Consider the following 21,776-nt stretch of genomic DNA (forward strand, 5'->3'; position numbering starts at 1 on the left):
CTCCGGAAGTGTCACACCACAGCGCCCGGCTCCCGCTGGGCGTTGTGGTGCAGCAGGGTGAGACGCTGCGGGCGTTCAGGCGTGGACCAGCTCCAGCGCCTTCTTCAGGTTGTGCTCGGCGATGCCCGCCATGAACGCCCGGTCGGGGAACTCCCCGTCGAGCAGCCGCAGTGGACCCGCCGTCAGCGACAGACGCTGCGCCAGCATGTAGAGCGCGAGCCGGTCCTCGTCCAGTCCGTCCAGCTCCAGCGGCCGGTAGGCGTCGTGCAGGCGGATCCGCAGAAAGACGTGCTCCCACTCGACGTCGAAGTACATCAAGCCCTCGATGTCGATCGCCACGGGGTTCCCGCCCGCGTCCACCAGCACGTGGTCGGGCCCCAGTTCGCCGTGCACGACCGCGTACTCCGCGCGTGGCCGCACCGCCGCCGCCAGACCCAGCAGCCGTTCCTCCAGCCGGTCGCGGGCTCCCGCGATCCGCGGATCACGCGACGCCGCCTCGGCGAGGTCCCGCAGCGCACGGTCCAGGACGATCCCCTCGCACGACGTCCCGAGCGACGTACCTCCCCCGTCGACCACGGCCACCTTGCCGTACGTGGACGCCCGATGACGCCGCATCGCCTCAAGCGCCTCACCGAGCCGGGCCATGACTGGGGCAGCCGCTTTCGGGTCGCGCGCGAGCAGGTTCTCCAGGTTCTCGCCCGCGAGGTCCTCGACGATCGCGAGGTCGGCCGGACAGTGGGTGCCGTTGCGGTCGACGAGACGGATCGCGGGGACGCGGACGCCGAGTGCGTCCAGCCGTGCGTGCGCGGCCTCGAACAGGTCGAGCCCGAGGCCGGGCGCGAACGGGTCGCTGAGGTCGTCGTCCCCTTCGGCCGCCGGCCAGTAGTTCTCGGTGTGGTCCCACAGGTAGGCGATCGCAGTCGTCGCGTCGTCCATCACCAGGCGGTATACGCCCTTCTTACTACCGCCCGCGACCCGCTCAACCGTCTGCAGCCGCCGCCCGCCGCCGAGCGCGGCCCGCGCCGCACCCGCCAACTGCTCACGCGTCTCTGCCCTGAGTGCCACGTTCCGAACCGCCCCTCCGTCACGACAACAACCTGCGCACCCTACGGGGATTATCGACGTGGGCCCGCGGCCCAGAACTCATCACCAACGCATCCCGTTCCGGGCTTCCGGGCGGGTGCCTCTTCGGTGATCGCCGGACAGCTCGCGCCAGCGGGTCCATACTCGAAGACGCGCGACGACACAGACGTTGATTTGCGGAATTCGTGGAGTCACGGCGGGGCAACGACTCAGCGGGGGGGCTGACGCACACTCATGACGACTCCGACACCGTCCATCAGAGCCATGTCCGGAAGCCCGTGGAAGCGCAGTGGCGAGCATCGTCGACTTGCAAGGGCACTGGCCAGGGAGGCGGTGACCGAGGTGGCCGCCGGGGAGCTGCCGCTTTTCGAGCAGCGCGCCCGGAGCCACTTCCGCCCCCGGCTGTGGAGCCGTCGGCCCTTGTCCGTGGACGTCTTCGGGCTGGCGGCCGAGGTGGTGACCCCCGCGGCGCTGTCGGCGGCGGCCGGGGTGATCGGGGTGATGTCGGCCGAGTTGGTGAGCCGGTTGGCCTCGCGCATCGTCGGCCGTGTGTCGCGCCGTTGGCGGTGGTCCGAAGCCGAGCCCACCGGACCGGCGGATGCCGCGCCCGCGCCGACCGCCGCGGAGCTGGCCCGCTGGCGTACGGCCGCGCTGTCGGGTGCCCTGCGCCACGTGTCCGACCAACGGGCCCAGCAGGTCGCCGACTCCGTGCTGGCGGAACTCGTACGGATGCTGGCGGCGGACGCGGCACCGGAGCATTCCTCGTCGCCACCCACCGTGCTCCAGTCTTCCGGGGCCACGGGGGCAGGCGGCCCGAATGCCGACGACGCGGACCGGCACGAGGACCGGCACGCGGACGGAGCCCGGGGGAACCCGAGCGGAGACACCGAGCGCACGGCCGGGCACGGAGACGGAGACCGTCCAGCGGCGACCAGGCCTTAGCGTGGTCGTACGGGCTCTCCTCTTCTGTGTCGCGCTGATGACGGCGGCCATGACGATCGCCTTCCCGGCCACCACCAGCCGGCACGAAAAGGCCGCGAACGCTTACAGCCTGTGCTGGCCGGGGGCGGTCAGGCAGTTCCAGCTGTCCCTGCCGATGACCTCTGTGGAAGCCCAGATCCTCGCTCAGGCGCCGATCTGGCCGCCGCAACCGGTGCCGGATGAGTACGCGCCCGCCCTGAAGCGGTACCTCCAGGAGCACTGCCCACCGCCGCCGGTGAACCGGAGCGAGTCGCGCGCCGCGCTCGCGCTGGGGGTACTGGCAGGAGGCGGCTTCGTCCTGTACTGGCTCAGCCCCTATCAGCAGATCCTCTTCCGTGGTCTGCGCCGCCTGCACCCCACTCCGCGCTCCGGAACACCCCGCGGTTACCGGCCGGACCTGGCAGACGCTGTGTACCGGCAGGCGGACGACGCCGGAGTGACCGTCCATGGAGTGTGGCTGAACGCCTCCGACTACACCAAGAACGCAGTTGCTTTCGGGCACTGGCGGCGCCGGCACATCGAGCTCGCGAGCGGCATGGAAAAGCTGTTGGACGAGGATCCCGGCACCTTCGAGGTCGTCATCCGCCATGAACTCGGCCACATCAGCAACCGGGACCTTGACGTCACCCATGGCGTCACAGCGCTGTGGGGGGCCTTCACCGTCCTGCTCGCCATTTCCTTCTGCTTTGCCGTGTCAGGGGACGCCGGCGATGGTGAGTACCTGTTTCAGCTCACCTTCCATCTCTGCCTGCTGGCCTACACGCTCTACGCGGCCCGCAACACCTTCCTCCAGTCGCGGGAACTGCACGCCGACGCGTTCGCCGTGAGTGGTCCCCCCGGATCGGGCACGGGGGAGGAGCGCCGACAGAAGCTGGACGAGTTCTTCGTGGGCCTGGCCGCGCAGCGGTCGCACACCGCCGGGGCGATCCGCGCCGCCGTCGGCAACACGGCTCCTGCGGCACCGGATCCGGCGGAGGACGCCGGCACCAGCTGGCCGTTCGCCACCCATCCCGCCCTCCAGCGCCGCAGGACGGCTCTGCGGAACCCTGCCTTGGCAGGCGAACTCAGCGCATGGGAAGCCGGGTTGACCGGCTGCGTCGCCATGTTCGCCATCAACCTGCTGCTGGGGGGCAGTTTCGAGGTCATGTTGATCGGGGTGCGGCTGGGCTTCCTGGAGCTCGACACGCTCCGCCCTGTCTACGCCTGGCTCGCGATCCCCTTGCTCATCCCGGCCGGAGCCGTACTGGGCCTCGGCATCCGGCACACAGTTGTCGCGTGGGGTGGCGTACGCGGCGGCTGGAGGCTGGCGGGGCGGCTGGCGTTCCTTGCCGGTGGCCTGTGGTGGGGGCTGTGCGCCGGATACGTGCTCCTTCCGACGCAGGAGTTCAGTGCCGGCTGGTCCGCGCAGCTCGACACGATGTGGTGGCACGAGGTCACCGGCGGACCCGGGCTCGGCCTCGCACTGACGGCGGCACTGTCGATCCTGGCCCTCTCATTGTTCGCTCTGGTCTGCGACACCGTGTGCCGACCACGGGCGGCGTCCTTGTGCGTCGGCGCGTACGGCGTGCTCACCGCCGTTGCATGGTTCCCGTCGGCCCTTCCCGGCGGGACCGCCCCGTACCTCCACGCCGTGGTGGCCGGTGCCGCACTGCTGAGCGCCACGGCGCTGCCGTTCCTGCGCCGTCGGCCAGGACGGCCCGCTCCCGCGCCGCTCTCCCTTGAGGGGCCGGTGACACGGACCGAGGCTCCGGACGCGACGAGGCCGCAGCGCCTGCTGGCCCATGTCGTCACGGTCGTGGCGGCGGCCGGGGCGATCGTTGTCGCGGACAGCCGCCTCGTGGACATTCCCGATTCGCGGCTCACGCTCGTGGCCTCGATGGGGCTTGTCAGCTACGTCACCGCCCTCGCCGGAGCGGCCGCCGCCCAGCACGACGCCGAATTCCGGCGAAGGGCCCGATTCGCCACCGTCTGCCTGGCCGTCGGTGCCGCCGCGGCCGTCATGGAGTGTCTGACGAACGCCTCTCTTGGCCTCTTGCCGGCCCTGCTATTTCTTGGGTTGGCAGCCGCTGTGCTGGTGGCGGGCCGGATCTCGGCGGCCTCCTTCTCTGCCGTCAGCCACCGCAGGAGCGCGCACTCTTCGGGGGCGTCGCGCGTCAGGCGCTCCCTTGACGACAGGGCTTCACGCTAGTCGCGGAGTAGCGCCTCATCCGGCTGGGCGCCCTCCGCGCGCGCCCCGGCCACCGGCTGAAGAGCAGTTCCTGACTGCTTGCGAGTGAACCATGGAGTCCCGCACTCGCGTCGAAACCATCCAATCGATCAGGCCCGTTACGGTTGGCTCCCATGCTGCTGAGCTGTGCCTTTGTGAATCTCAAGCCTGGAGTCGGCAAGACGACCAGTGCCGTATGGCTGGCCCACGCGCTTCACGAGTCGGGCTACTCGCCGCTTCTGGTCGACGGCGACCCAGCCGCCTCCGCACTGCGCTGGAGCGAGTTGGCCGACGGCTTTCCGTTTCCCGTCATCGCCTTGCCGGTGGGTGACGTTCACCGCCGGGTGAACGACTTCCTGGGCAATCGGCAGGCTGTGGTGCTCGATGCGCCGCAGTTGGAGGACCATCCGCGTATCGCCCGCAGCATCATGAGGTACGCGAGTGAGTGGATCGTCCCGGTGACTCCCGCTCCCATCGAACTGGACCGCATGGCACCCATCCGCTCCGAGATGGACGACGTCCAGTCCCTGCGCGCCGAGCCGGGTCGCACTGCGGTCCTCCTGAACCGCACCAACCGTCCCGACGCCACACGCACCGGCCCCGACGCCGATGCTCGTGAGGCGCTCACCGAGTTGGGGTTCGTGGTCCTGGACACCCAGATTGCGCGGCTCGAGTTGTACGCCCAGTCGTTCGGAAGTCCGGTGCGGGCCAAGGGGTCGGCGTACATGGACCTTGCCGATGAACTCATCAAGCGTCAGGGAGAGGCATGAAGGAGCGCAAGGACAGGTACCGCGCGGCACTGCAGCGCGGAGGGGACATCGCTGCCCGGTCCTCCAAAATCATCACGCTGAACAGCAGATACATCCGGATGACCATCGAAGTGGACCCGGACCTGCCGCGCGACCTGACGCGATGGGCCAGTCTGCCGGTCTCAGCGCTGGTGCTCGCCGGCACGACCGTCCTGCGCACCTTGGCCGACACCGCCGCGGCCGTGCCCCGATCCGTGGGCGGCGCCGGACAAACGGGGCCGACACCCTGACCTCATGGACGATTTCCTCGCCCGGCGCACGTTCTCTGAAGCTTTTCGCGGGTGCCAGTGGGGTCATTGGCGGCTGACCGTACGGGTCACGCCCGTGACGATCGTCGTCGCCAGGATCCAGCCAGTGATGATCAGGGCGTACGACAGCCACTGGTGCCACCCGTCAGGGGCGAACGCCGGCTCCTGGCCGAAGTTGATGATCGGCAGGAGCAGGTCGAGGGTGTAGAAGACGGGGTTGAAGTCAGGGGCCTCGTCCGCCTTGATGGGCCGTGGGTGGTCCAGCCCGTACGCGATCGATCCGATGGCCACGAGGGACAGCAGCCAGACGGCCGCGCGCAACGGGCGGAAGCCGTAGCCGACGGTGGCGTCCTGGATGTACCCCCACAGCCGCCCGTACCAGGTGAGCGTGGTGCGTCGGCGGCGCTGCTTGGCGAGTTGGACGAGCCGGGCCGCGTCGTCGTCACCGACGTGGCGGTAGGCCGCCGTCAGCTGCTCATAGCCGTACGGCTCGAACCGGTCGCCGTCCCGCTCCAGCATCGGAAGGCGGCGTTCGGCGGGCTCGTGCGGGGTGAGTACGGTGTACGTGAGATTGCTGAGATGCATCTGGTCCGGCAGCATCTCCGGTTCAAGAATCAGGATCTCTATTTGAGAGCGCCGCAGATTCAGGGCGCCCTCGATGCGATCGCCGCTGCGCAGCCAGAGTTCACCGATGACACAGCTGCTCGCACGCAGTGCCGTGTCGCCCGGATGCGACAGGTGGGCGTGGAGCAGGTCGAGGCGGCCCGATATGCGCGAACCTCGGAGCTCGACCCGGCCCTGCGCTCGCACGCACCGCGCCCGAACATGGGCTCCCACGTTGAGGTTCTGCGCGTCCAGCGCGGTGCCATCGGGCTTGTTGAACTCGGCGTCCTGAACGTTGATCCGCCCGGCGACGGAGGCGCCAGTGAGCCGTACCTGTCCGTGGGCGCGCATCTCTGGAGCCCACAAGTCGTCCCCGATCGTGGCCTGGTTGAGCTGCAGCACCGGCTCGGAGTCGTCCAGCGCCGTGAACTCCGCGCGCTCCATGAACAGCGCCCCGGAGATCTGCGCCCCGCCCAGCCGCACCGGCCCCCGCATACGGCAGTCCGTCATCCGCAGCACCCCCTCGACCCGCAAGGTCGCCGAGGTCAGGCCCGGCAGAACGGACTTGCTCAGATTGAGCTGGCGCAGATGGGCACCGTACAGGTCGGGAACGCCATCGAATTGACAGTGGCTCAGCCGGATGGCGGCGTCGATCGTGGCGTACTTCAGGTCCAGTACGCCGGTGATCCGCGCCCCCGTGATCTTGAGCGCGGCGATCTCCCCCTCCTCCTGAGGAGCCTTGAGCAGCAGCGCCCGCAGCACATTTGCCCGTACGGTCCGTTCGGCTCCCCACGTGTTGCCGAGCGCCGGATCCTCGTTCTCGGCGGCGCGGAAGTCCACGGACTCACCTCGCGGAAAGGCCCGCCATACACGCATCTCGGCCGGCGTCAGATCGTTGGTCTCGCTCACGCCGGGACTCTGACGTGCTGTGTTCGAGGTGTCAACTGCCGTACGGGGCACGCCATGCTGTCCGACATTTTCCCACTCCGCCCCGCCCCTGCCCTTGCCCTTGCCGAGGCCGGCTCCTACCTCATCGACTCCGAGCCACTGTTTGCGGGCCGGGAGGCGGGTCGAGTAGCGGTCGGCCGCGCGAAGAGGCCCAGCGCCGGCCCAGCGCAGCCGGTGGCCGCGGCGCCACCGGCGGCGTCCGGACTCGCCTGCGAGAAGACGCGGTCAGGCGGGCTGCCACAACTCGATCCGATTGCCCTCAGGATCGGTGACCCAGCCGAATCGACCGACGCCCTCCATGTCCTGCGTTTCTTTGGCCACGTCCGCTCCCTTGGCGCGCAATTGCGCGAGCATCGCATCCAGGTCGCGGACCCGGAAGTTGAGCATGGTCTGCTGGGCGCGGGACCCGAAGTAGTCGGTCTCGGACTCGAACGTCGCGAACACCGTCGGCCCGGCTCCCTGACGCCACAGGCCGTTCTCATCGGCGTCCAGGCCCAGGCAATCGCGATACCACGAGCTCAGAGCCGCCGGGTCGGCGGCCCGCATGAAGTATCCACCGATTCCAAGCACACGTTCCATGCCGCTATCTTGCCAGCACGGCGATCGGGCGGGCCGGCACCACAGCATCGCCCACTTCACCCCCAGTCTCAGCACCAAGCCGCGACGAGGCACTCGCCGGGGGCGGAAGCCACCAAGTCCGTCAGGCCGGCGCCAGGCCGATGACTTTTTATCCGCCCCAGCGTCCTACTGATGACGGAATCCGCAGAACGGAGACACCCCATGCACGCGGCTCTTGTGACATTGACGATTGACCCGGACCATGCCCCGGCTGCAGCCGCTGCGCTGATGAACGACATCCTGCCAAGGGTCCGCTCGGCTCCCGGCTTCATCACCGGATACTGGCTGGAGCCTGCCGACGGCCGCGGACTTTCGATCGTCCTGTTCGAGAACGAGGAGCAAGCCCGCGAATCGACCCCACCGGCAGACGACTGGACAGCTCCCGGCGTCACCATCAACGGTGTTGAGATCCGGCGGGTAGCCGCCACGGCCCCATGACACGCAGACCGCCCAGCATCGGTCGAATGCCAAGCGTACGTCCGGCGGTCCGGACGTCACCGCAGCTCAGAGGGGATGCGGATGACTATCGTCCGTCGACGTGCGGCGGGTGAAGATCCCTAGGCCGAACGCCGTGGCCGCATCGGCATGGGTGCCTGCGATCATCGTGCCGCAGTCCTACGCTGTGTCGCAGGAGCGTTCTCTATGTCGGTATCGCTGGGTGAAGACGATCTTTTCGTTGGCCGGGGTGCCGAACTGTCCAGGCTTGAAGACTGCGCCAGGCAGGTGCGCGCGGCGCGGCCGTGGGTGGTTCTGGTCGAGGGTCCGCCGGGGGCCGGGAAAACGGCATTGCTCCGGCATTGGCTCTCGCGTGAGGATCGCGAGGACGTCACACTGCTCCGGGCATATGGAGACGCGGCAGAGGCCGACTCGTCCTTTGGGCTGGTGGGACAGCTGATCGCTCGGGTGAGCGGGGAGCAATTGCATGGGTTTCCGCTGTTGCGGGACGGCATTCCACCTGCTTCCGCCTCATCCACTCAGGTCGCTGGGCAGCTACTGCGACTTTTCGACGACTTGCAGGCGGGCGGCCCGGTGGCAGTGGTCATCGAGGACGCGCAATGGGCGGACAACGCCTCCCTGCAAGTGGTGAAGTTCGTATTGCGGCGGCTGGAGGCCGACCATGTCCTGACGGTGATCACTGGCCGAACCCCCTTGCCGGATGAGATCCGGAAGCTGGCCCTGGACCGGGAATGGGGCTGTGAACTGGCTCTCCGCGGGCTGGACGAGAACGCAGTGGCCGAGTTCGTGCACCGCGCCACCGGAGAGCAGCCCCGCCGGCCCGTGGTCCAGCGGCTGCTGCAATACACCGACGGCAACGCGTTGTATCTGCGCACACGCCATGTGGGCAGGTCGAGCACGCCATCTGATCGCCCGTCGCTTGTCCCCGTGGCTACCGGCTGACGCGCTGGGTCGGCGACAAGATCACCGAGGCGTCAGTCATCGACCCCGTCGTGAACCAAGCCTTCATGGACGTCGTACACATGCGCAAGCCCCCGAAAGCGCTGAGCCACCCGAGCGTCCTCCTTGCTTCGGCACTCGCGCTGTCATCATCCCGGGCCCTGAAGAGCACCCCCTCCGAGGCCCACCAGACAGTGTGGGATGCCGACGTCCAGGCCAAGACCGGCAGTGAGGCAGGGAACCGAGGCGCGAGTCACGTCCTTTCGTTCTGGAGCAAGCCGAACTTCAGCGGGACGTTGCATAGCGCCGGGATTGCTGCGGAAGATCCCGTCGACCTGCCGTTCCCCGCCAAGTCGGCGAGGAACAACACCCGCGACGAGTACTACATCCTGCACAAATACGGATCCGGCGCCGACATCGGGGGCAGCGAACACATAGCCAGGCTTGCACCCGGAGAGACGTGGAGCAGTGAGGATGGGACCCGGGTGGGCATGTACGAGCTCCACCCGGTCGACCCAGTCGACTGATCTCGGCAAACGAGGGCGCTACGCACTGCGGAAGGCGCAGCAGCCTTTGTGTCGCTCGACCTGACACACGGGAGCGGCGTGCGCCACGGCTGAGGCCATGTGTGCGGCCGGGAGTTGGGGCATGCTCGCGGGCGAGCCCCGACAACCGTTGTTGCCCGGACTGCCGTGGTCCGGGCAACGGTTGTAGCTACCACCCCGCTGAGCGGCTCTGGCCACGAAAGCCAGGAAGTCGCCCGCTCTCCTTGCATGGCGTCAGAACGCGTCCTGCCCACTGCGGTACGGGGATGAGGGGATCACTGGGACTGGTTCGACGGGGAGTGGTTGTCGGGGCCGAGGTGGACTGGCAACGCGCTGAAGCCCTGGAGGGAGATGGAAGCCAAGCGGTCGGGTTCGCTGGCGAGTGTGAGGTTGGGGTATCGGGCAAACAGGGAGCTCAGGGCAACCTCGGTCTCCAGCTTTGCCAAGCGTGAGCCGAGGCAGAAGTGCGCGCCGTGGGCGAAGGCGATGTGGTCGCGGCGCGTGGGGCGGGTGACGTCGAACGCTTCGGGGTTCTCGTGCCGACTCGGATCCAGGCCGGCGGCAAACAGGCTGGCGGCGACGGGATCACCCTTGGCGATCCGGACTCCCGCGATGTCGATGTCCTCGGTGGCGTACCTCAGGACGGCGTGCCGGACGGGAGCCCAGCGTCGGAGCCCCTCTTCAACCGCGTCGGCCCAGGTAGGGGCGCCCTCGCCGCCGTCGCGGACCGCAGCGAGCATCTTCGGGTGTTGCAGCAGCGCACGCGCCGTGTTGGTGATCGCGTTGATCGCCGTCTCGTGTCCCGAGATGAGGATCAGGAAGAGGGTTTCGACCAGCTCCTGATCGTTGAGCCTGTCGCCGTGGTCGCGTGCCTGAATCAGCTCGGTCGTGAGGTCGTCCTGAGGATTCGCGCGTTTGATCTCGATCAGCGCCGTCAAGGAGCCGTAGATGTTCGCCATGGCTACCCGGATGTCGGCTCCATCGGAGGCCGCATCCTGAGGTATCACCAAGCGGTCGAAGTGATGACGCAGCTCGGAAACCGCGGAGTCGGGGACGCCGAGGAGCTCGCAGATGACGCGGACGGGAAGCGGGTAGGCGAACAGCTCGCGCAGGTCGACAGGCTCGCCCGGGCCTGCGGAGGGCAGAGCGTCCAGCAGTTCGTCGGCGATCTCGGCTACGCGAGGGCGGAGGGCTTCGACGGGTGCGCGGTTGAAGGCGGAGCTCACCAGCTTTCTCAGCCGCCGGTGATTGTCGCCGCCTGCGTGAAGCATCGCGGCTCCCCGTACAAGGGCGATCAGCTCCCAGTCGTCGGGTATCTGCCCGTCCCTCAGGGCGGGCCAATGCTCGGGGTCCTTGGTCAGGGCGGGGTGCCCGAGGACTTCCTGGGCGGTGGCGTGGTCCGTGGCTGTCCATGCTGCGACACCCCCCGGTAGCTCAACCGGGACCAGAGAGCCCATTGCGTGGAGCTGGCGGGCTTCCTCAGTCGGGTCGGCTTGCGGGTCGAGCGGGAAACGCGGGCGGTGGGTCAGCACGGACACTCCATCAGTGAGGGGCAGAACTCGATCAGCGCGTGACTCGTGGGGCGAGCTTCGAGTCAGAGTCTGCCAACTAGCCATCTGGCTAAACAACTTGCACGCGGTGGTGCGTCCGATCCAGGGTCCGGCTCCATAGGCTCATCGGCTCCGACTGGGCCAACTGCCCCTGCCCCCGTGGTCCCGATCCACGGCTGGACGCCGTCAGGAACGGGACGGCAGCCCGACTCGATCCGGGCGGGCGATGTGCAGACGCGGCGTCCCAAGCTGCGGCGTGCCTACGAAGCAGGCCCCCTTGGAACCTGCGCATTGGCGAGATTCAAGTGAACAGCAGCGCTCGCCCAATTCGGGATCCACGCTCAGGCGAGTTGACCAGTGTGCATAAGGTGACTGAGGAGCACCATGGTTGTCAGCCGCTCGCACTGACGCATGTCACGTTCGTCTTTGCCACTGCCCCTCAAGCCGTTCCGAGGGCCGCATTGCAGCAGCGCCCGAACGTTGACTGATGTGAGCCTGTCGAGAAGTGCGAGCGATCCGGCCCCCGCAGCAATGTGCTTGCGCCCTCCTCCACTTACGGGGACGGCACGGGTAAGCGCGAGCCGCGGTCAGCGTTGCCGAGGTGTACCGCGCCCACGAAGCATGATCCAGCCCGAGCCGCCGTGCGGCGGCGCGATGCGACTCGGGAGGCGTAGTACGACCAGCGGCACGATGACCTTCTGAATGACCCAGCGGGCAGCAGCAGCGACGCCGGCGATGATGGCAACGGGGATTGGCGAAAGTAGCGAGCCGCAGTCTCTCCAAGGTCTCGCGTGGACGAACAGGCAGGGGCGTCAGCGTCGCGAGAGCAACGACCTCCACCAAGGCCTCGCCGCCGGGTGAGTGGAAGACGGCTTCTCGGGCGGAGACACCGCAGCCTCGGGCAGCGGTTGGGCTGCACCCGTGGCCGGCGCCGCACCCGTGGTCTTGGACCGCGTTGGAGTGAAGACCACGGGCAAGGCGGACGGGCGGCGGGCCAGCCAGTCCGATGTGGTCCCCACCTCATGCTCAGGAACGGCCAGGCGCATGTCCGGCAAGAGGGCCATCAGCTCGTCGACGCCCGTGTCCGCGATGGCACGGCCGATGTCGCCGCCAGGGCATTCGTGCGGTCCAGCGCTCAGCGCGAGGTGCGAGCGGTTGCCGTGCATCGGGAGGCTAAGATCCGGCCGGATCTCGGGGTCGACGTTGGCTGCGGCTATGCCGAGGAGAAGCATGTCGCCTGCCTTGATGTGTTGTCCGCCAAGCACCGTGTCGCCCGTGGCCCACCGGCCCGGAATGACGGCGGTACCAGGGCTGTCCCACATCACTTGCTCCAGCGCGTCCGGCAGGGTCATCTGGCCCCCAGAGAGGCTTCCGCGGAAGCGGCGGTCGGTCAACAGCAGCCGTAGCGTGTGGGCGATGAGATTGACGGTGTTCGAATGTGCGGCGACGAGTACCAGACGGAGGTGCTCCACTATCTCCGTATCGCCGAGGTTGGACTCGTGAGAGATGAGCCGTGAGACAAGGTCGTTGCCCGGCGCCGTCTTCTTACGCTGGACCAGGTCATGGAGGACCTCGGTCACGGTCTGGTTGCTGGCTGCCGCAGTCTCGCTGCCTCTCATCAGATCGAGCGTGGGCTCGACCAGAGCAGGGCCCTCGTCCGGAGCCATGCCGATCAGTCGGCTCACGACCAGCATGGGAAGCTGCTCGGCGTAGTCGCGGACCAGATCGGCTTTTCCTGAGGCCGCGAATTGCTGGACGAGCTGGTGGGTGTAGCGGGTGACGTATCGCCGCATGCCATGGCGATTGAACTGCGCCAGGCCGTCGACGACCGCGCCGCGCAGGCGGGCATGCTCATCTCCGTCGGCGAAGACACACAGCGGCTGCCAGGCCACCATGGGCATGAGCGGCGAGTCCGCCGGCACCCTGCCCTCCTGGAAGGCGCTCCACTTGCGCGGGTCGCGGGAGTAGAGGCTCGGAGTGCGCATGGCATCCAGGTTCTCCCGGTATCCGAGCACCAGCCAGGCCGGAAGGTCGCCGTGCAGCAGGACAGGCGCCACGGGCCCGTACTGCTCGCGCAGCTCCTCGTACAGCCGGGCCGGGTCGTCGGCTTCGGGCAGTCGCACAAGTCCGTCTGTTCTCATGCCGTGCGCCGGGCAGCCGGGCGGCGGTACGAGGTCTGCGGCGGATATGGGCGGTTGGGTGGACACGAAGCCTCCGGAGGTGGGGAGCGACTCCGGTCACGAAGGGCCGACCGGGGGCGCTCATGATTGTTTGTGTTGGTCGCGGATCAGGCCGCGGGCCCCGTTGCTCGTATCAACCAAGATCGGGAGCCGGGGGCAGCATATCCACAACCCTCACGACCCGACGGAACGTCAACGAGCTTCAGCCGCAACCGCGTTGACGGCCAGAAACCGGCAGCTGCTTCGCGACGAGGGGACGGCTACGCCACTGGCTGATCCGCGAACCTGAGTCCGAACAGGACGCCCTGCTCGAACGCTGCGCTCACGACCTCCGGCTTGGGCTCGCGGGAGATGAAGGTTGCCCGGTTGAGTGCGGTCGCCTGGTAGCCCTGATGAGCTTCAGTGATGACGTGGGCATGGACCACCCTCCCGACACGAGGGTCCCAGAAGAGCCGCGCCGAGGGGTTGATCGCGATGTCGCCGTTTTCCGCGATCCAGCTAGGTGCCCGTCGATAGGCCCGGCGTAGGGCGGGACGTTCATTGATCTCCTGCTCGATCGCCTGGAGGCGAGGCTCCTCCGGCCGTTGCTGCAAGGTAGCCGAGAAGTGAGCGAGTGCAGGCATCAGCCAGTGGTCACGGAAGGCCATGACGTCGCCGGCGCCCAACAGCATGGCTGCGTCGGGGTGGAAGAAGATGAACCGTTGAGTGTTACGGGTGGGATGGGCTGTCACATGGCGCCGCACTCCTCCAAATACTTCGCGGAACGCCCGGTTCGTGATCACTACGTCCCAGTAGTCGGTGTAGACGACGGACGGGTGCTCCAACCCGTCAATCATGGACTGGTACAGAGCCAACTCCGGAGTGCGGAGCAGTTCGCCCACCGGCGGGGCGGGCGGCAACTGGCCAGTCAGGATATAGAGGTTGGCGCGATTCTCCGGACTCATCCCCAGCGCCTCGACCAGCCGGGCTACTTCGGAGGCCTGCAGAGTTGAGGCGCGGGCCATCCAATTCCGGAAGGAACGCGGCGTGATCCCGAGCCGCTTCGACACAGCCAGCCTAGTGAACCCTTGGGCTTTCCGGACATCCTCGATGAGCTGGACGATCATGGCGTCACGTGCTCGTGAGCCGGTGGCTACGGCAGCCGCTGCCTCACGTTGTTCTGCGTATGTCACTGCTCGACACCTCCAGACCCCGGGGCTCTGACTCCCCCGTGATACGGAGAGCAGCCTCCAGCGCCTTCCGCTGGTCCTGCGACATGCCCGAGAGCAGTGCTACGAAGGACGCTGTCGCATCGTCGCTGTGTTCCAGGGCTCGCCTTACCAGGTCAGCGGCGTACTCGGCGCGCGTGCACACGGCCGCATAACTGAAGGCGCGGCCTTCGACCGTACGGCGCAGCCACCCCTTGGCGTGGAGGTTGACCATCACGGAGGCGACGGTCGTGTAGGCCAGCACCCGATCCCCCTTCCCCAGTGCTTCCATCGTTTCGCGGACGTTCATCGGTGACTTATTGCCCCACACGACGGTCATCACGGCGTTTTCGAGCTCCCCCAGTTCACGAGTCACCTCCTCACCCTAATGCTCTGTTCGCACAGCTCATCAATGAAATGCCTCCGGGGTCACGACAGTTGAAGAGGAAACAGGAATCTCTTCCTGGCGTGCCATTGCAGACAGCGCGATGATGTCGCCAACGGAGGGATTCCCTCGCTGGCCCCGGCGCATCGGCCCGGAGGTGCCAATCCCGCCCGGCGAGAGGCGCGATCCGTCTGCACGAGCAGCCGGTACCGCAACGTCGACGCGAGGGGGCTCCTGCCCGACGAGCAATTTCCGCTGCTGTGCACCCTGTTGGCGCTGCGGCAAGGCTTCTACGATGGTGCTTAGTAGAGCGTTTCGGTGCGCCCCTTCTCAAGCACCACCGCACGGTCCTCAGGCACACGCCCGATCGCGAGTCGATGGCTGGCGTGCTCGTCTCGCGAAAGGGAAGTCCTTTGTCGTTGACAGCCATACCCCTCGCAAAGGGGAGCATCCCCGGGCTCGGTCACGTTCCGAGACTCCTCAGGGATCCGCTGGCAGTCCTCAGATCGCTACACGCCGAGGGGCCGCTCCTTCGGCTCAACATCGGCACCATGCCGATCGTGGTCGCGACCAGCGCCGCCACGGTCAACGAGGTCATGGTGAAGCACAGCAAGGCGTTCAAGAAGGGCCGACTCTTCGAACAGATGCGCCCTGTGGTCGGCAACGGCCTGGCCAACTCGGACGGCCCGGAACACATCCGCAACCGACGACTGATACAGCCCATGTTCTACAAGGAACGGATAGCGGGGTACGCAGAGGTCATGCGGGAGCTGGCCGAGACGCTCGCGGATTCCTGGAGCGCAGGACAGCAGATCGACGTGGATGAGGTGATGGGCAGCTACGCCATCGAGACCCTTGCCGCCACGCTGTTCAGCACCGACATCGGACGCCCCGCCGTCGAGTCCGTCCGCGAAGACTTGCCGATCATCCTCAAGAACATGCTGCGTCGCGCGCTCGCACCCAGGTTCACGGACAACTGGCCGATCTGGAAGGAGTTCGACAGGTCCGCGGTGCGGATGCGATCGGTGATCGACGACGTCATCGCCAAGACACGCGCCTCCGAACCGGGGAACGGGACCGATCTGCTGTCCCTGCTTCTGTCTGCCCGTGACGACACGGGAGCGGGCCTTACGGATGAGGAGGTCAGGGACGAACTGACCACCATGCTGTTTGCGGGCAGCGAAACGGTGGCTTCGACCCTCTCCTGGGCGATGCACCACCTGGCCGAGCATCCCGAGGTGGAGCGGGAGTTGCTGATGGAGCTCGACAAGGTGGTGGGGGACAGGCCGGTGGGCTTTGCGGATGTCCCCCAGCTGCCGAGCATCACCCGAGTCCTGGACGAGGTGATCCGGCTGCACGGCGTGGTGTCCCTGATGCGCCGGACGACCGAGTCGGTCACGATCGGCGGCTACGTTCTCCCTGCTGACACAGAGGTCCTGCTCAGCCTGTACGCCCTGCACCGCAACCCCGAGCTCTACCCGGACCCGGATCGCTTCGACCCGGATCGCTGGCTCCCCGAGCAGGCCGCCCGGCGTCCGCGCGAGCACGTCGTCCCCTTCGGGGCCGGCAACCGCAAGTGCATCGGCGACAAGTTCGCGTGGATGGAGGCGACCATCACCCTGGCCACGATCCTGCCGCGCTGGAAGCTGCGGCCCGTGCCGGGCAGCAAGCCGCCGACGGAATCGACTGCCTCCATGGCCCATCCGGCGCGCGTGCCGATGATCGTGCACCCCCGCGGCGAAAGGTGACGATCCAGCAGGAGTGTGGCCGGTCCAAGAGCCCGGGACCGGCCACTGTTACACCCGGTACGCGCCTGCACGGTCGGGGTCCGGAGGGATGGGCAACCTCGTGGACCCGTTACGGCAAGCCCGTACCGGGCGGGTGCTGCTGTTCAGCGGCGCCAGTGGGGCACGGTGTGTGCTGCGCTCACCGTACGAACGACACGTCGTAGTACGTGTCTGTCGGCGCTCCCGCGGCGGTGAAGCACCGAACCTGGATGCCGGTGCTCGGCGTCCAGTAGTCGACCTTGCAGTGCTTGGAGTCGGCTCCGTAGGCCGTCACCTGTACGTTGCCGTACCCCAGAGGCATGTTGGGGGTGTGGAATCGGTAGAGACCGACACCGTGCCGCGTGATCCGGTTGGTGCTGCCACTGGAGTTGTACTGGTAGGCCGTGGCAGGCGAGTACGCGGCTGAGATCGGCTGGTTGGCCCAGGCGTACGCCGCGGGCGTGATGCGCAGGATGCCGGTGCTGCGGGTGTAGGTGAGTGTGAACCTGGTGTCACGAAGTGCACCACCGAGGCTGAAGCAGCGGACGTTGGCGATCTGCGCGGTCCCCGAGGGGTACCAGTTGACGACTTTGCAGCGCGCTGCCACATCCCCGTACGCGGTCGCCTGCACATGCCCGGCAGCGGAGCCGATCGCCGGGAGTCGTACCGCGTACTGGCCCACACTGCTTCGGGTGATGGTGTTGGTGGCACCGGCCGAGTTGAACTGGTAGGTGGCGGACGGTGTGTACGCGCCCGAAGTGGGCTGGTTCGCCCACACATAGCCGAACCGGCCGCCCAGGTAGGCGGTGTTCACGAAACTGGCGGTGAACCTGGTGTCGGCTCGGAAGCCACTTGGGGTGAAGCACCGTACATGGACGTCGAGCCGGTCGCCGACGGGGAGCCAGTAGGCCACGTTGCAGGAGTGGGAGGTCGCTCCGTAGGCCGTGACGTGGACGGTGCCGCCCAGCAGCCCCAGCCTCGGCAGCCGTACCGTGTACTGGCCGACACCCGTACGGACGACGGTGTTCACACCACCGGTCGAGTTCCGGCTGTAGGAACTGGCCGGCGTGTAGGGCGTGTTGAGCGGGGCGGACGCCTGGTTCGCCCATACGTAGGCGAAGCCCCGGCTCGCCGCTGCGTATGCGGTGGACGGCACGAGAGCGACCATGCCGGCGGTGAGCACAAGTGTGACAAGGGCGCCCAGCGTTCGGGCGCCCCACCCCCTGAGAACCGTCAAGAATTTCATGTGCATGTCTTTCCCCTTCTTTCATCTGGCACGGCACGTGACAGTGCCGGAATACGGGAGAGTGGAATTTGGGGAGACGCGCTTGCGCGCTCTGGTCTCCTGCGGGATTCGAGCGGAGCGCATCGATGAGGTCGGTGCGGTCCGGGCGCAGGGCCCGGACAATGACGGTTTGCCTCGACGGAAGAGAGCCTTGGCCAACGGCGGCACGTCGGCACTTCGGCAGGCCTTACGCCGCCCCTCTTTCCGCCTTCCGCGGAGGCCGGCAGGACTTCATGACAGTGATTCCCGCGGTGATGACGAGCCAGGACGGAGTCCAGTCCGGCGCGGGCGGCATCTGCATGCGTCACCGGTCGACTTGCGGCGATGCATCACACCGACATTGCTGGGAGCACTCCTTGACACCCCCCGGGCGCCCACCGCCGGAATCAGAACCGGCCATTCGGGCCGGCTGCACCCCCACCTTTCGAGCAAGAAGTATGTCGAATGCCAGGCGGATTCTGCAGATCATTCCACCCGCGCAGACAGATAGTCGCATAACAGCAGCCGCACAGCTACTCCCTGGAAAGAGCAGAAGAATGGCGAAGTGGCGCAATAGAGCGCGCACTCCGGCTCACGCTCCCTCTTCACGGGTCAGCGCGCAGACGCAGCGCCGCTTCTTGCTTTCCCTGGAATTTCGAACACTTCATCGGTCGCTACGCGAATCGGCGGCCTGCTTACCGAACGCTTCCGGGAGGCGGGCTTTGGGGTGGATCAGGCCGCTCTCATAGTCTTTTCCATGACGGCAGTCGACAAGGACCAGCAGTCAAGGGCAAGTTCGCGGCGAGCCCTTCGAGCGAGACAGGCAGCCGGTACCCAGCGGACCAGGAAGCATCGTTCCGACTGGACAGGGGAGCCGCAGCGATCTACTGCCGGATCTCCCATGTGAACGACGACGACCAGACCGGGGTCGAGCGCCAAGAGCGCATTTGCCGCGATGTTGCCAAGCGTCATGGACTCATAGTCGATGAAGATCAAGTCTTCATGGACAACAACCGGTCGGCATGGAAGCGCAAGCGCCGTCGGCGTCGACGTCGTCGGGTTCGGGTCGGCCCTCCTGGATGAACCCGCAGAGGGCACGCAGTGCCTCTTCACCGAGGTCGAGGGGGTGGAAGGGCAGCGGATACGGCTCTTCGTCCTCACCCGGCAGCCGGCCGGTCGAGGCCATCCAGGCGGACCCGCGGCATGGGCAACTAATTGCGACCGCTGATGAGGGGCAGTTGCTGTGTCTGTCGCTGACGGATGCCCTGCGTGATGCGCTCGCTGCTGCTGATCGCGGTTCACTGCGCGACGTTGCCCGGGAATGGGCCGCATCGGACGTGTTCCCCACCCCGCCGGATCCGGATGGCCTTGCCGGGTTCCTCGATCAGGCCGTCGAATTGGCGAGCCGGGCGGTTGAGCGGGGGCATCGCCTCTACTGCTGGATCTGTGTCTGACGGACCTCTCTTCGCTAAGAGGTCCTAACAAAGGCGGTGGAGGTGTCGGTGAGTGATCAGGCATGTGGCGAGGCCGAGGAATGCTTCGTGGATGTCGTCGCGTCGTTCCCACCGGATGCGTAGTCGACGGAAGCCGTGGAGCCAGGCGATGGTCCGCTCGACGACCCAGCGGTGGACTCCGAGTCCGGACCCGTGCGGGACACCGCGGCGTGCAATCACCGGTTTGATGCCCTGAGCTCAGACGAGTCGTCGGTACTTGTCGTGGTCATAGCCGCGGTCACCGAGCAGAGTGTCGGGCCGTCTTCGTGGTCGTCCGACCAGGCCGGCGACCGCTGGGATCTTCTTAAGCAATGGCAGGAGCTGAGTGACGTCGTTACGGTTCCCGCCGGTCAGCGAAACGGCGAGCGGGTTGCCCTGGCCGTCGACGAGGACGTGGTGGTTGCTGCACGGACGCGCGCGGTCGACCGGGCTCGGCCCACTTTTCGGCCCCTTCGGGCGGCCCTGACATGGGAGGAGTCGATCACCGCCCGGGACCAGTCGATCTGCTTCGCTGCCCGCAGTTGACCGAGGAGAACAGCGTGGAGCCGGTCCCAGACCCCGGCCTCGTTCCAGGCCTCGAGACGACGCCAGCAGGTCATGCCTGAACCGAAGCCCAGCTCCTGCGGCAGGTACTCCCACTGGATGCCGGTATGCAGCACGAACAGGATGCCGCACAAGGCCTGCCGGTCCGGCACCCGAGGCCGCCCCGGCTCCAGTTTCGGCCCAGGTATCGGCAGCAACGGCTCGATCAGCGACCACAGTTCATCCGAGACGATCCACGGACGAGACTCCCGAGGGCTCGTAGGACCGACCGACTTCCCAGGCCCTACGGGGATCCGGCGGCCGGAGAGTCTCCGGCGGTGATGTGGGCCGCAATTCCTCCGCCTGGCGGATGCGTGGATGGGTGGGGTGAAGGAACTGCTTGCACTCGTCCAGTGCCTGATGAGCGGTCGCCTTGGCGTCGTCGCGGCGGCCCAGACCGTGTAGAGCGGCGGCGAGGACCATGGCCGACGCCCCGCTCCCGGCGCGGGACGCGGGCCGCGTCGGCTGTCGGGACTCGGCGAGCGCCTCCTCGTATCGGCCCTGGCCGTTCAGACTGTGCACCAGGAGGCACCGCAAGGAGGCGGCTCTGTTCTCCGTCGCGCGGGGCAGGTTGCCGCGCGCGATCGCTTCCCCCTCCTCGTATCGGCCCAGTCCGCACATGGCTTCCGCAAGGCACGCCAGAGCGGACAGCTCGATGTCCGCCACGTGGGTGAGATGTGCCAGGCGGGTCACCTCACGGAGGATGTCAGTGGCCTGGGTCTCCGCCTCTGCGTAGCGCTCCTCACCGTTGAGAACGACCGCGCGAGCGACCTGCACGACCACCAGAATCTTCCGATCACCGCCGCTCGTCTGCTGCAAATCTGCTGCCAGCGAATCCAGTTCGGTGAGCACGTGCTCTCTGCGACCGTATAGAACCGCGGCGCTGAGGGCGTACGCCCTCGCCAGCCACACCGGCTCGGGGTGTCGCTCCCAGGCGCGTCGTGGCCGGGCCGCAAGAGCCTGCGCCTGGGCCTCGACCTCTTCGTACTCGCCCGTCTCGACCTGTTCCAGGAGGCAGCGGAAGACTGTCGCCTGCGCTTGGGAGAACCCGCCCGTAGCCCGCCTGAACAAGCCGATGTTTCTCGATATGAACTCCACGTGGTGGGACCTTACGGCGTCGCCCCAGTCCATGTCCTCAAGGGTCGGCCCCCCGGCATCAATGTCGGTGCGTGCCGGAAGGAGGACCGTGCCCGCGGCGCCGAGGAGCGCGGTCGCCTCGGCGGAGGTCGTTCAGACGATCGCGGCGACCAGCAAACTACCTGCGGCGTTACCCCTCGCTCGCGAACATCTCCGTGCTCACGGCATGTGCGACCGAGGCGGGATGACCAACTCCGCTACGCCACCCTGGAGCTGGACATGTCCCGGATGGTGGTTCTCGACGGCAACATCGCCACGGCCGGTACCGCGTTTGCTCACATCGACCTCGCGATGAGTCTCGTTGCCCGGGTCAGCCCGGCGCTGGCCAGGGAGACGGCGAGCGCCCTGCTCATCGATGAACGTCCTGCAGAGAGCGTCAACGCGGTGACCCACTACCTGTCGGACCACGATCAATTGACGAACGACTTCGAGGCGTGGGTGCGGGCCAACCTTCACTGCTCCATCAGTGTGGCCGACGCGGCACTCGCCCTCAGCACCACCCGCCGCACCTTGGAACGCCGTATGCGAGAACGGCACGGTGTCTCGCCCTACGCGTTCATCCGTGCGCTGCGCTCTGAGCGGGCGAAGCACCTGCGCGCCACCACCTTGCCACCGGCCGCGGACATCGCGCGACAGGTCGGCTACCGGGACGCGGCCTCTCTGCGCAGACTCCGGGCGAGCCGGACTTTCTTCGGCCTGGACCGGCCGGCTGACGGCGAAAGCCGTATGCCGGGGATCTCGGAGCGTTTCGGTCGAGCCCTTGGCCGCCATCGGAACGACCGTCAGATCTGAGCCA

20 protein-coding genes and 1 pseudogene are annotated in these 21,776 nt (G+C 67.3%); 10 read left to right on the forward strand and 11 right to left on the reverse strand.

From position 1 onward, the window contains the following. Positions 1-75: 75 nt before the first annotated feature. The gene (locus OG741_RS37185; RefSeq protein WP_405605186.1) at positions 76-1,065 is read right to left on the reverse strand and encodes a phosphotransferase family protein; all 990 of its coding nucleotides are present in this window, start codon (positions 1,063-1,065) and stop codon (positions 76-78) included. Between the two features lie 282 nt (positions 1,066-1,347). Between OG741_RS37185 and OG741_RS37190 the strand changes: the two genes are divergently transcribed. From OG741_RS37190 to OG741_RS37205, 4 genes are all read left to right on the forward strand, one after another. Then, positions 1,348-2,025 carry a hypothetical protein gene (locus OG741_RS37190; protein ID WP_405605188.1) on the forward strand — a complete coding sequence of 226 codons (678 nt, stop codon included), beginning with the start codon at positions 1,348-1,350 and terminating at the stop codon, positions 2,023-2,025. Position 2,026: 1 nt separating this feature from the next. Next, on the forward strand, positions 2,027-4,252 hold the full coding sequence (locus OG741_RS37195) for a M48 family metalloprotease (RefSeq protein WP_405605191.1): 2,226 nt from the start codon (positions 2,027-2,029) through the stop codon (positions 4,250-4,252). 152 nt (positions 4,253-4,404) lie between these two features. Beyond that, a complete protein-coding gene (locus OG741_RS37200) occupies positions 4,405-5,040 on the forward strand; it encodes an AAA family ATPase (RefSeq protein ID WP_405605194.1) in 636 nt (211 codons plus the stop codon). Then, entirely contained in the window at positions 5,037-5,309 is a 273-nt protein-coding gene (locus OG741_RS37205; protein ID WP_405605197.1) for a hypothetical protein, read from the forward strand. Before OG741_RS37200 ends, OG741_RS37205 begins: the two co-directional genes overlap by 4 nt. Before the next feature lie 63 nt (positions 5,310-5,372). Here OG741_RS37205 and OG741_RS37210 read toward each other — a convergent pair whose 3' ends face one another. Together OG741_RS37210 and OG741_RS37215 are read right to left on the reverse strand one after the other, a co-directional pair. Beyond that, a complete protein-coding gene (locus OG741_RS37210) occupies positions 5,373-6,806 on the reverse strand; it encodes a membrane-associated oxidoreductase (RefSeq protein ID WP_405605988.1) in 1,434 nt (477 codons plus the stop codon). Between the two features lie 297 nt (positions 6,807-7,103). After that, a complete protein-coding gene (locus tag OG741_RS37215) occupies positions 7,104-7,457 on the reverse strand; it encodes a VOC family protein (protein ID WP_405605199.1) in 354 nt (117 codons plus the stop codon). A 201-nt stretch (positions 7,458-7,658) separates the two neighbouring features. Between OG741_RS37215 and OG741_RS37220 the strand changes: the two genes are divergently transcribed. The 3 genes from OG741_RS37220 to OG741_RS37230 all read left to right on the forward strand — a co-directional run bounded on the left by OG741_RS37220 (position 7,659) and on the right by OG741_RS37230 (position 9,418). Continuing rightward, positions 7,659-7,934, forward strand: coding sequence for a hypothetical protein (locus OG741_RS37220; protein ID WP_405605201.1), 276 nt, complete (start codon positions 7,659-7,661; stop codon positions 7,932-7,934). Between the two features lie 204 nt (positions 7,935-8,138). Then, positions 8,139-8,894 carry an AAA family ATPase gene (locus tag OG741_RS37225; protein ID WP_405605203.1) on the forward strand — a complete coding sequence of 252 codons (756 nt, stop codon included), beginning with the start codon at positions 8,139-8,141 and terminating at the stop codon, positions 8,892-8,894. A 65-nt stretch (positions 8,895-8,959) separates the two neighbouring features. Further along, the gene (locus OG741_RS37230; protein ID WP_405605205.1) at positions 8,960-9,418 is read left to right on the forward strand and encodes a hypothetical protein; all 459 of its coding nucleotides are present in this window, start codon (positions 8,960-8,962) and stop codon (positions 9,416-9,418) included. 293 nt (positions 9,419-9,711) lie between these two features. On the opposite strand, the gene OG741_RS37235 is transcribed toward OG741_RS37230, so the two are convergent. The 4 genes from OG741_RS37235 to OG741_RS37250 form a co-directional block, all read right to left on the reverse strand. Continuing rightward, positions 9,712-10,968: a cytochrome P450 gene (locus tag OG741_RS37235; protein WP_405605207.1), complete on the reverse strand. Its 1,257-nt coding sequence runs from the start codon at positions 10,966-10,968 to the stop codon at positions 9,712-9,714. A gap of 830 nt (positions 10,969-11,798) precedes the next feature. Next, positions 11,799-13,193, reverse strand: a complete 1,395-nt coding sequence (locus tag OG741_RS37240; RefSeq protein ID WP_405605209.1) for a cytochrome P450 — start codon at positions 13,191-13,193, stop codon at positions 11,799-11,801. Between the two features lie 233 nt (positions 13,194-13,426). Continuing rightward, complete coding sequence (locus OG741_RS37245) at positions 13,427-14,272, reverse strand: hypothetical protein (RefSeq protein ID WP_405605211.1); 846 nt, start codon at positions 14,270-14,272, stop codon at positions 13,427-13,429. 43 nt (positions 14,273-14,315) lie between these two features. After that, the gene (locus tag OG741_RS37250) at positions 14,316-14,729 is read right to left on the reverse strand and encodes a BlaI/MecI/CopY family transcriptional regulator (protein WP_405605213.1); all 414 of its coding nucleotides are present in this window, start codon (positions 14,727-14,729) and stop codon (positions 14,316-14,318) included. A 386-nt stretch (positions 14,730-15,115) separates the two neighbouring features. On the opposite strand from OG741_RS37250, the gene OG741_RS37255 reads away from it, so the two are divergent. Continuing rightward, positions 15,116-16,486, forward strand: a complete 1,371-nt coding sequence (locus OG741_RS37255; protein ID WP_405605216.1) for a cytochrome P450 — start codon at positions 15,116-15,118, stop codon at positions 16,484-16,486. Between the two features lie 178 nt (positions 16,487-16,664). Here OG741_RS37255 and OG741_RS37260 read toward each other — a convergent pair whose 3' ends face one another. Together OG741_RS37260 and OG741_RS37265 are read right to left on the reverse strand one after the other, a co-directional pair. Next, positions 16,665-17,756 carry a hypothetical protein gene (locus OG741_RS37260; RefSeq protein WP_405605219.1) on the reverse strand — a complete coding sequence of 364 codons (1,092 nt, stop codon included), beginning with the start codon at positions 17,754-17,756 and terminating at the stop codon, positions 16,665-16,667. Between the two features lie 1,012 nt (positions 17,757-18,768). After that, entirely contained in the window at positions 18,769-18,954 is a 186-nt protein-coding gene (locus OG741_RS37265) for a DUF6928 family protein (RefSeq protein ID WP_405605221.1), read from the reverse strand. 52 nt (positions 18,955-19,006) lie between these two features. On the opposite strand from OG741_RS37265, the gene OG741_RS37270 reads away from it, so the two are divergent. Continuing rightward, a complete protein-coding gene (locus OG741_RS37270; RefSeq protein ID WP_405605224.1) occupies positions 19,007-19,222 on the forward strand; it encodes a hypothetical protein in 216 nt (71 codons plus the stop codon). A 24-nt stretch (positions 19,223-19,246) separates the two neighbouring features. Here OG741_RS37270 and OG741_RS37275 read toward each other — a convergent pair. Together OG741_RS37275 and OG741_RS37280 are read right to left on the reverse strand one after the other, a co-directional pair. Further along, positions 19,247-20,037, reverse strand: a pseudogene (locus OG741_RS37275) (IS5 family transposase). Continuing rightward, positions 20,024-20,974: a hypothetical protein gene (locus OG741_RS37280; RefSeq protein WP_405605227.1), complete on the reverse strand. Its 951-nt coding sequence runs from the start codon at positions 20,972-20,974 to the stop codon at positions 20,024-20,026. Before OG741_RS37280 ends, OG741_RS37275 begins: the two are co-directional and overlap by 14 nt. A 225-nt stretch (positions 20,975-21,199) precedes the next feature. Between OG741_RS37280 and OG741_RS37285 the strand changes: the two genes are divergently transcribed. Then, positions 21,200-21,772, forward strand: a complete 573-nt coding sequence (locus tag OG741_RS37285) for a helix-turn-helix domain-containing protein (RefSeq protein ID WP_405605229.1) — start codon at positions 21,200-21,202, stop codon at positions 21,770-21,772. Positions 21,773-21,776 lie beyond the last annotated feature (4 nt).

The organism is Streptomyces sp. NBC_01410 (genome assembly GCF_045040195.1).
GTDB lineage: Bacteria > Actinomycetota > Actinomycetes > Streptomycetales > Streptomycetaceae > Streptomyces.

Excerpts from the sequence above, each read along its gene's own strand:
- OG741_RS37190 (WP_405605188.1), top strand. The coding sequence starts at position 1,348 with ATGTCCGGAAGCCCGTGGAAGCGCAGTGGCGAGCATCGTCGACTTGCA.
- OG741_RS37200 (WP_405605194.1), top strand. The coding sequence starts at position 4,405 with ATGCTGCTGAGCTGTGCCTTTGTGAATCTCAAGCCTGGAGTCGGCAAG.
- OG741_RS37205 (WP_405605197.1), top strand. The coding sequence starts at position 5,037 with ATGAAGGAGCGCAAGGACAGGTACCGCGCGGCACTGCAGCGCGGAGGG.
- OG741_RS37210 (WP_405605988.1), bottom strand. The coding sequence starts at position 6,806 with ATGCGTGTATGGCGGGCCTTTCCGCGAGGTGAGTCCGTGGACTTCCGC.
- OG741_RS37215 (WP_405605199.1), bottom strand. The coding sequence starts at position 7,457 with ATGGAACGTGTGCTTGGAATCGGTGGATACTTCATGCGGGCCGCCGAC.
- OG741_RS37220 (WP_405605201.1), top strand. The coding sequence starts at position 7,659 with ATGCACGCGGCTCTTGTGACATTGACGATTGACCCGGACCATGCCCCG.
- OG741_RS37225 (WP_405605203.1), top strand. The coding sequence starts at position 8,139 with ATGTCGGTATCGCTGGGTGAAGACGATCTTTTCGTTGGCCGGGGTGCC.
- OG741_RS37230 (WP_405605205.1), top strand. The coding sequence starts at position 8,960 with ATGGACGTCGTACACATGCGCAAGCCCCCGAAAGCGCTGAGCCACCCG.
- OG741_RS37245 (WP_405605211.1), bottom strand. The coding sequence starts at position 14,272 with ATGATCGTCCAGCTCATCGAGGATGTCCGGAAAGCCCAAGGGTTCACT.
- OG741_RS37255 (WP_405605216.1), top strand. The coding sequence starts at position 15,116 with ATGGCTGGCGTGCTCGTCTCGCGAAAGGGAAGTCCTTTGTCGTTGACA.
- OG741_RS37260 (WP_405605219.1), bottom strand. The coding sequence starts at position 17,756 with ATGCACATGAAATTCTTGACGGTTCTCAGGGGGTGGGGCGCCCGAACG.
- OG741_RS37265 (WP_405605221.1), bottom strand. The coding sequence starts at position 18,954 with ATGGCCTCGACCGGCCGGCTGCCGGGTGAGGACGAAGAGCCGTATCCG.
- OG741_RS37280 (WP_405605227.1), bottom strand. The coding sequence starts at position 20,974 with ATGGACTGGGGCGACGCCGTAAGGTCCCACCACGTGGAGTTCATATCG.
- OG741_RS37285 (WP_405605229.1), top strand. The coding sequence starts at position 21,200 with ATGTCCCGGATGGTGGTTCTCGACGGCAACATCGCCACGGCCGGTACC.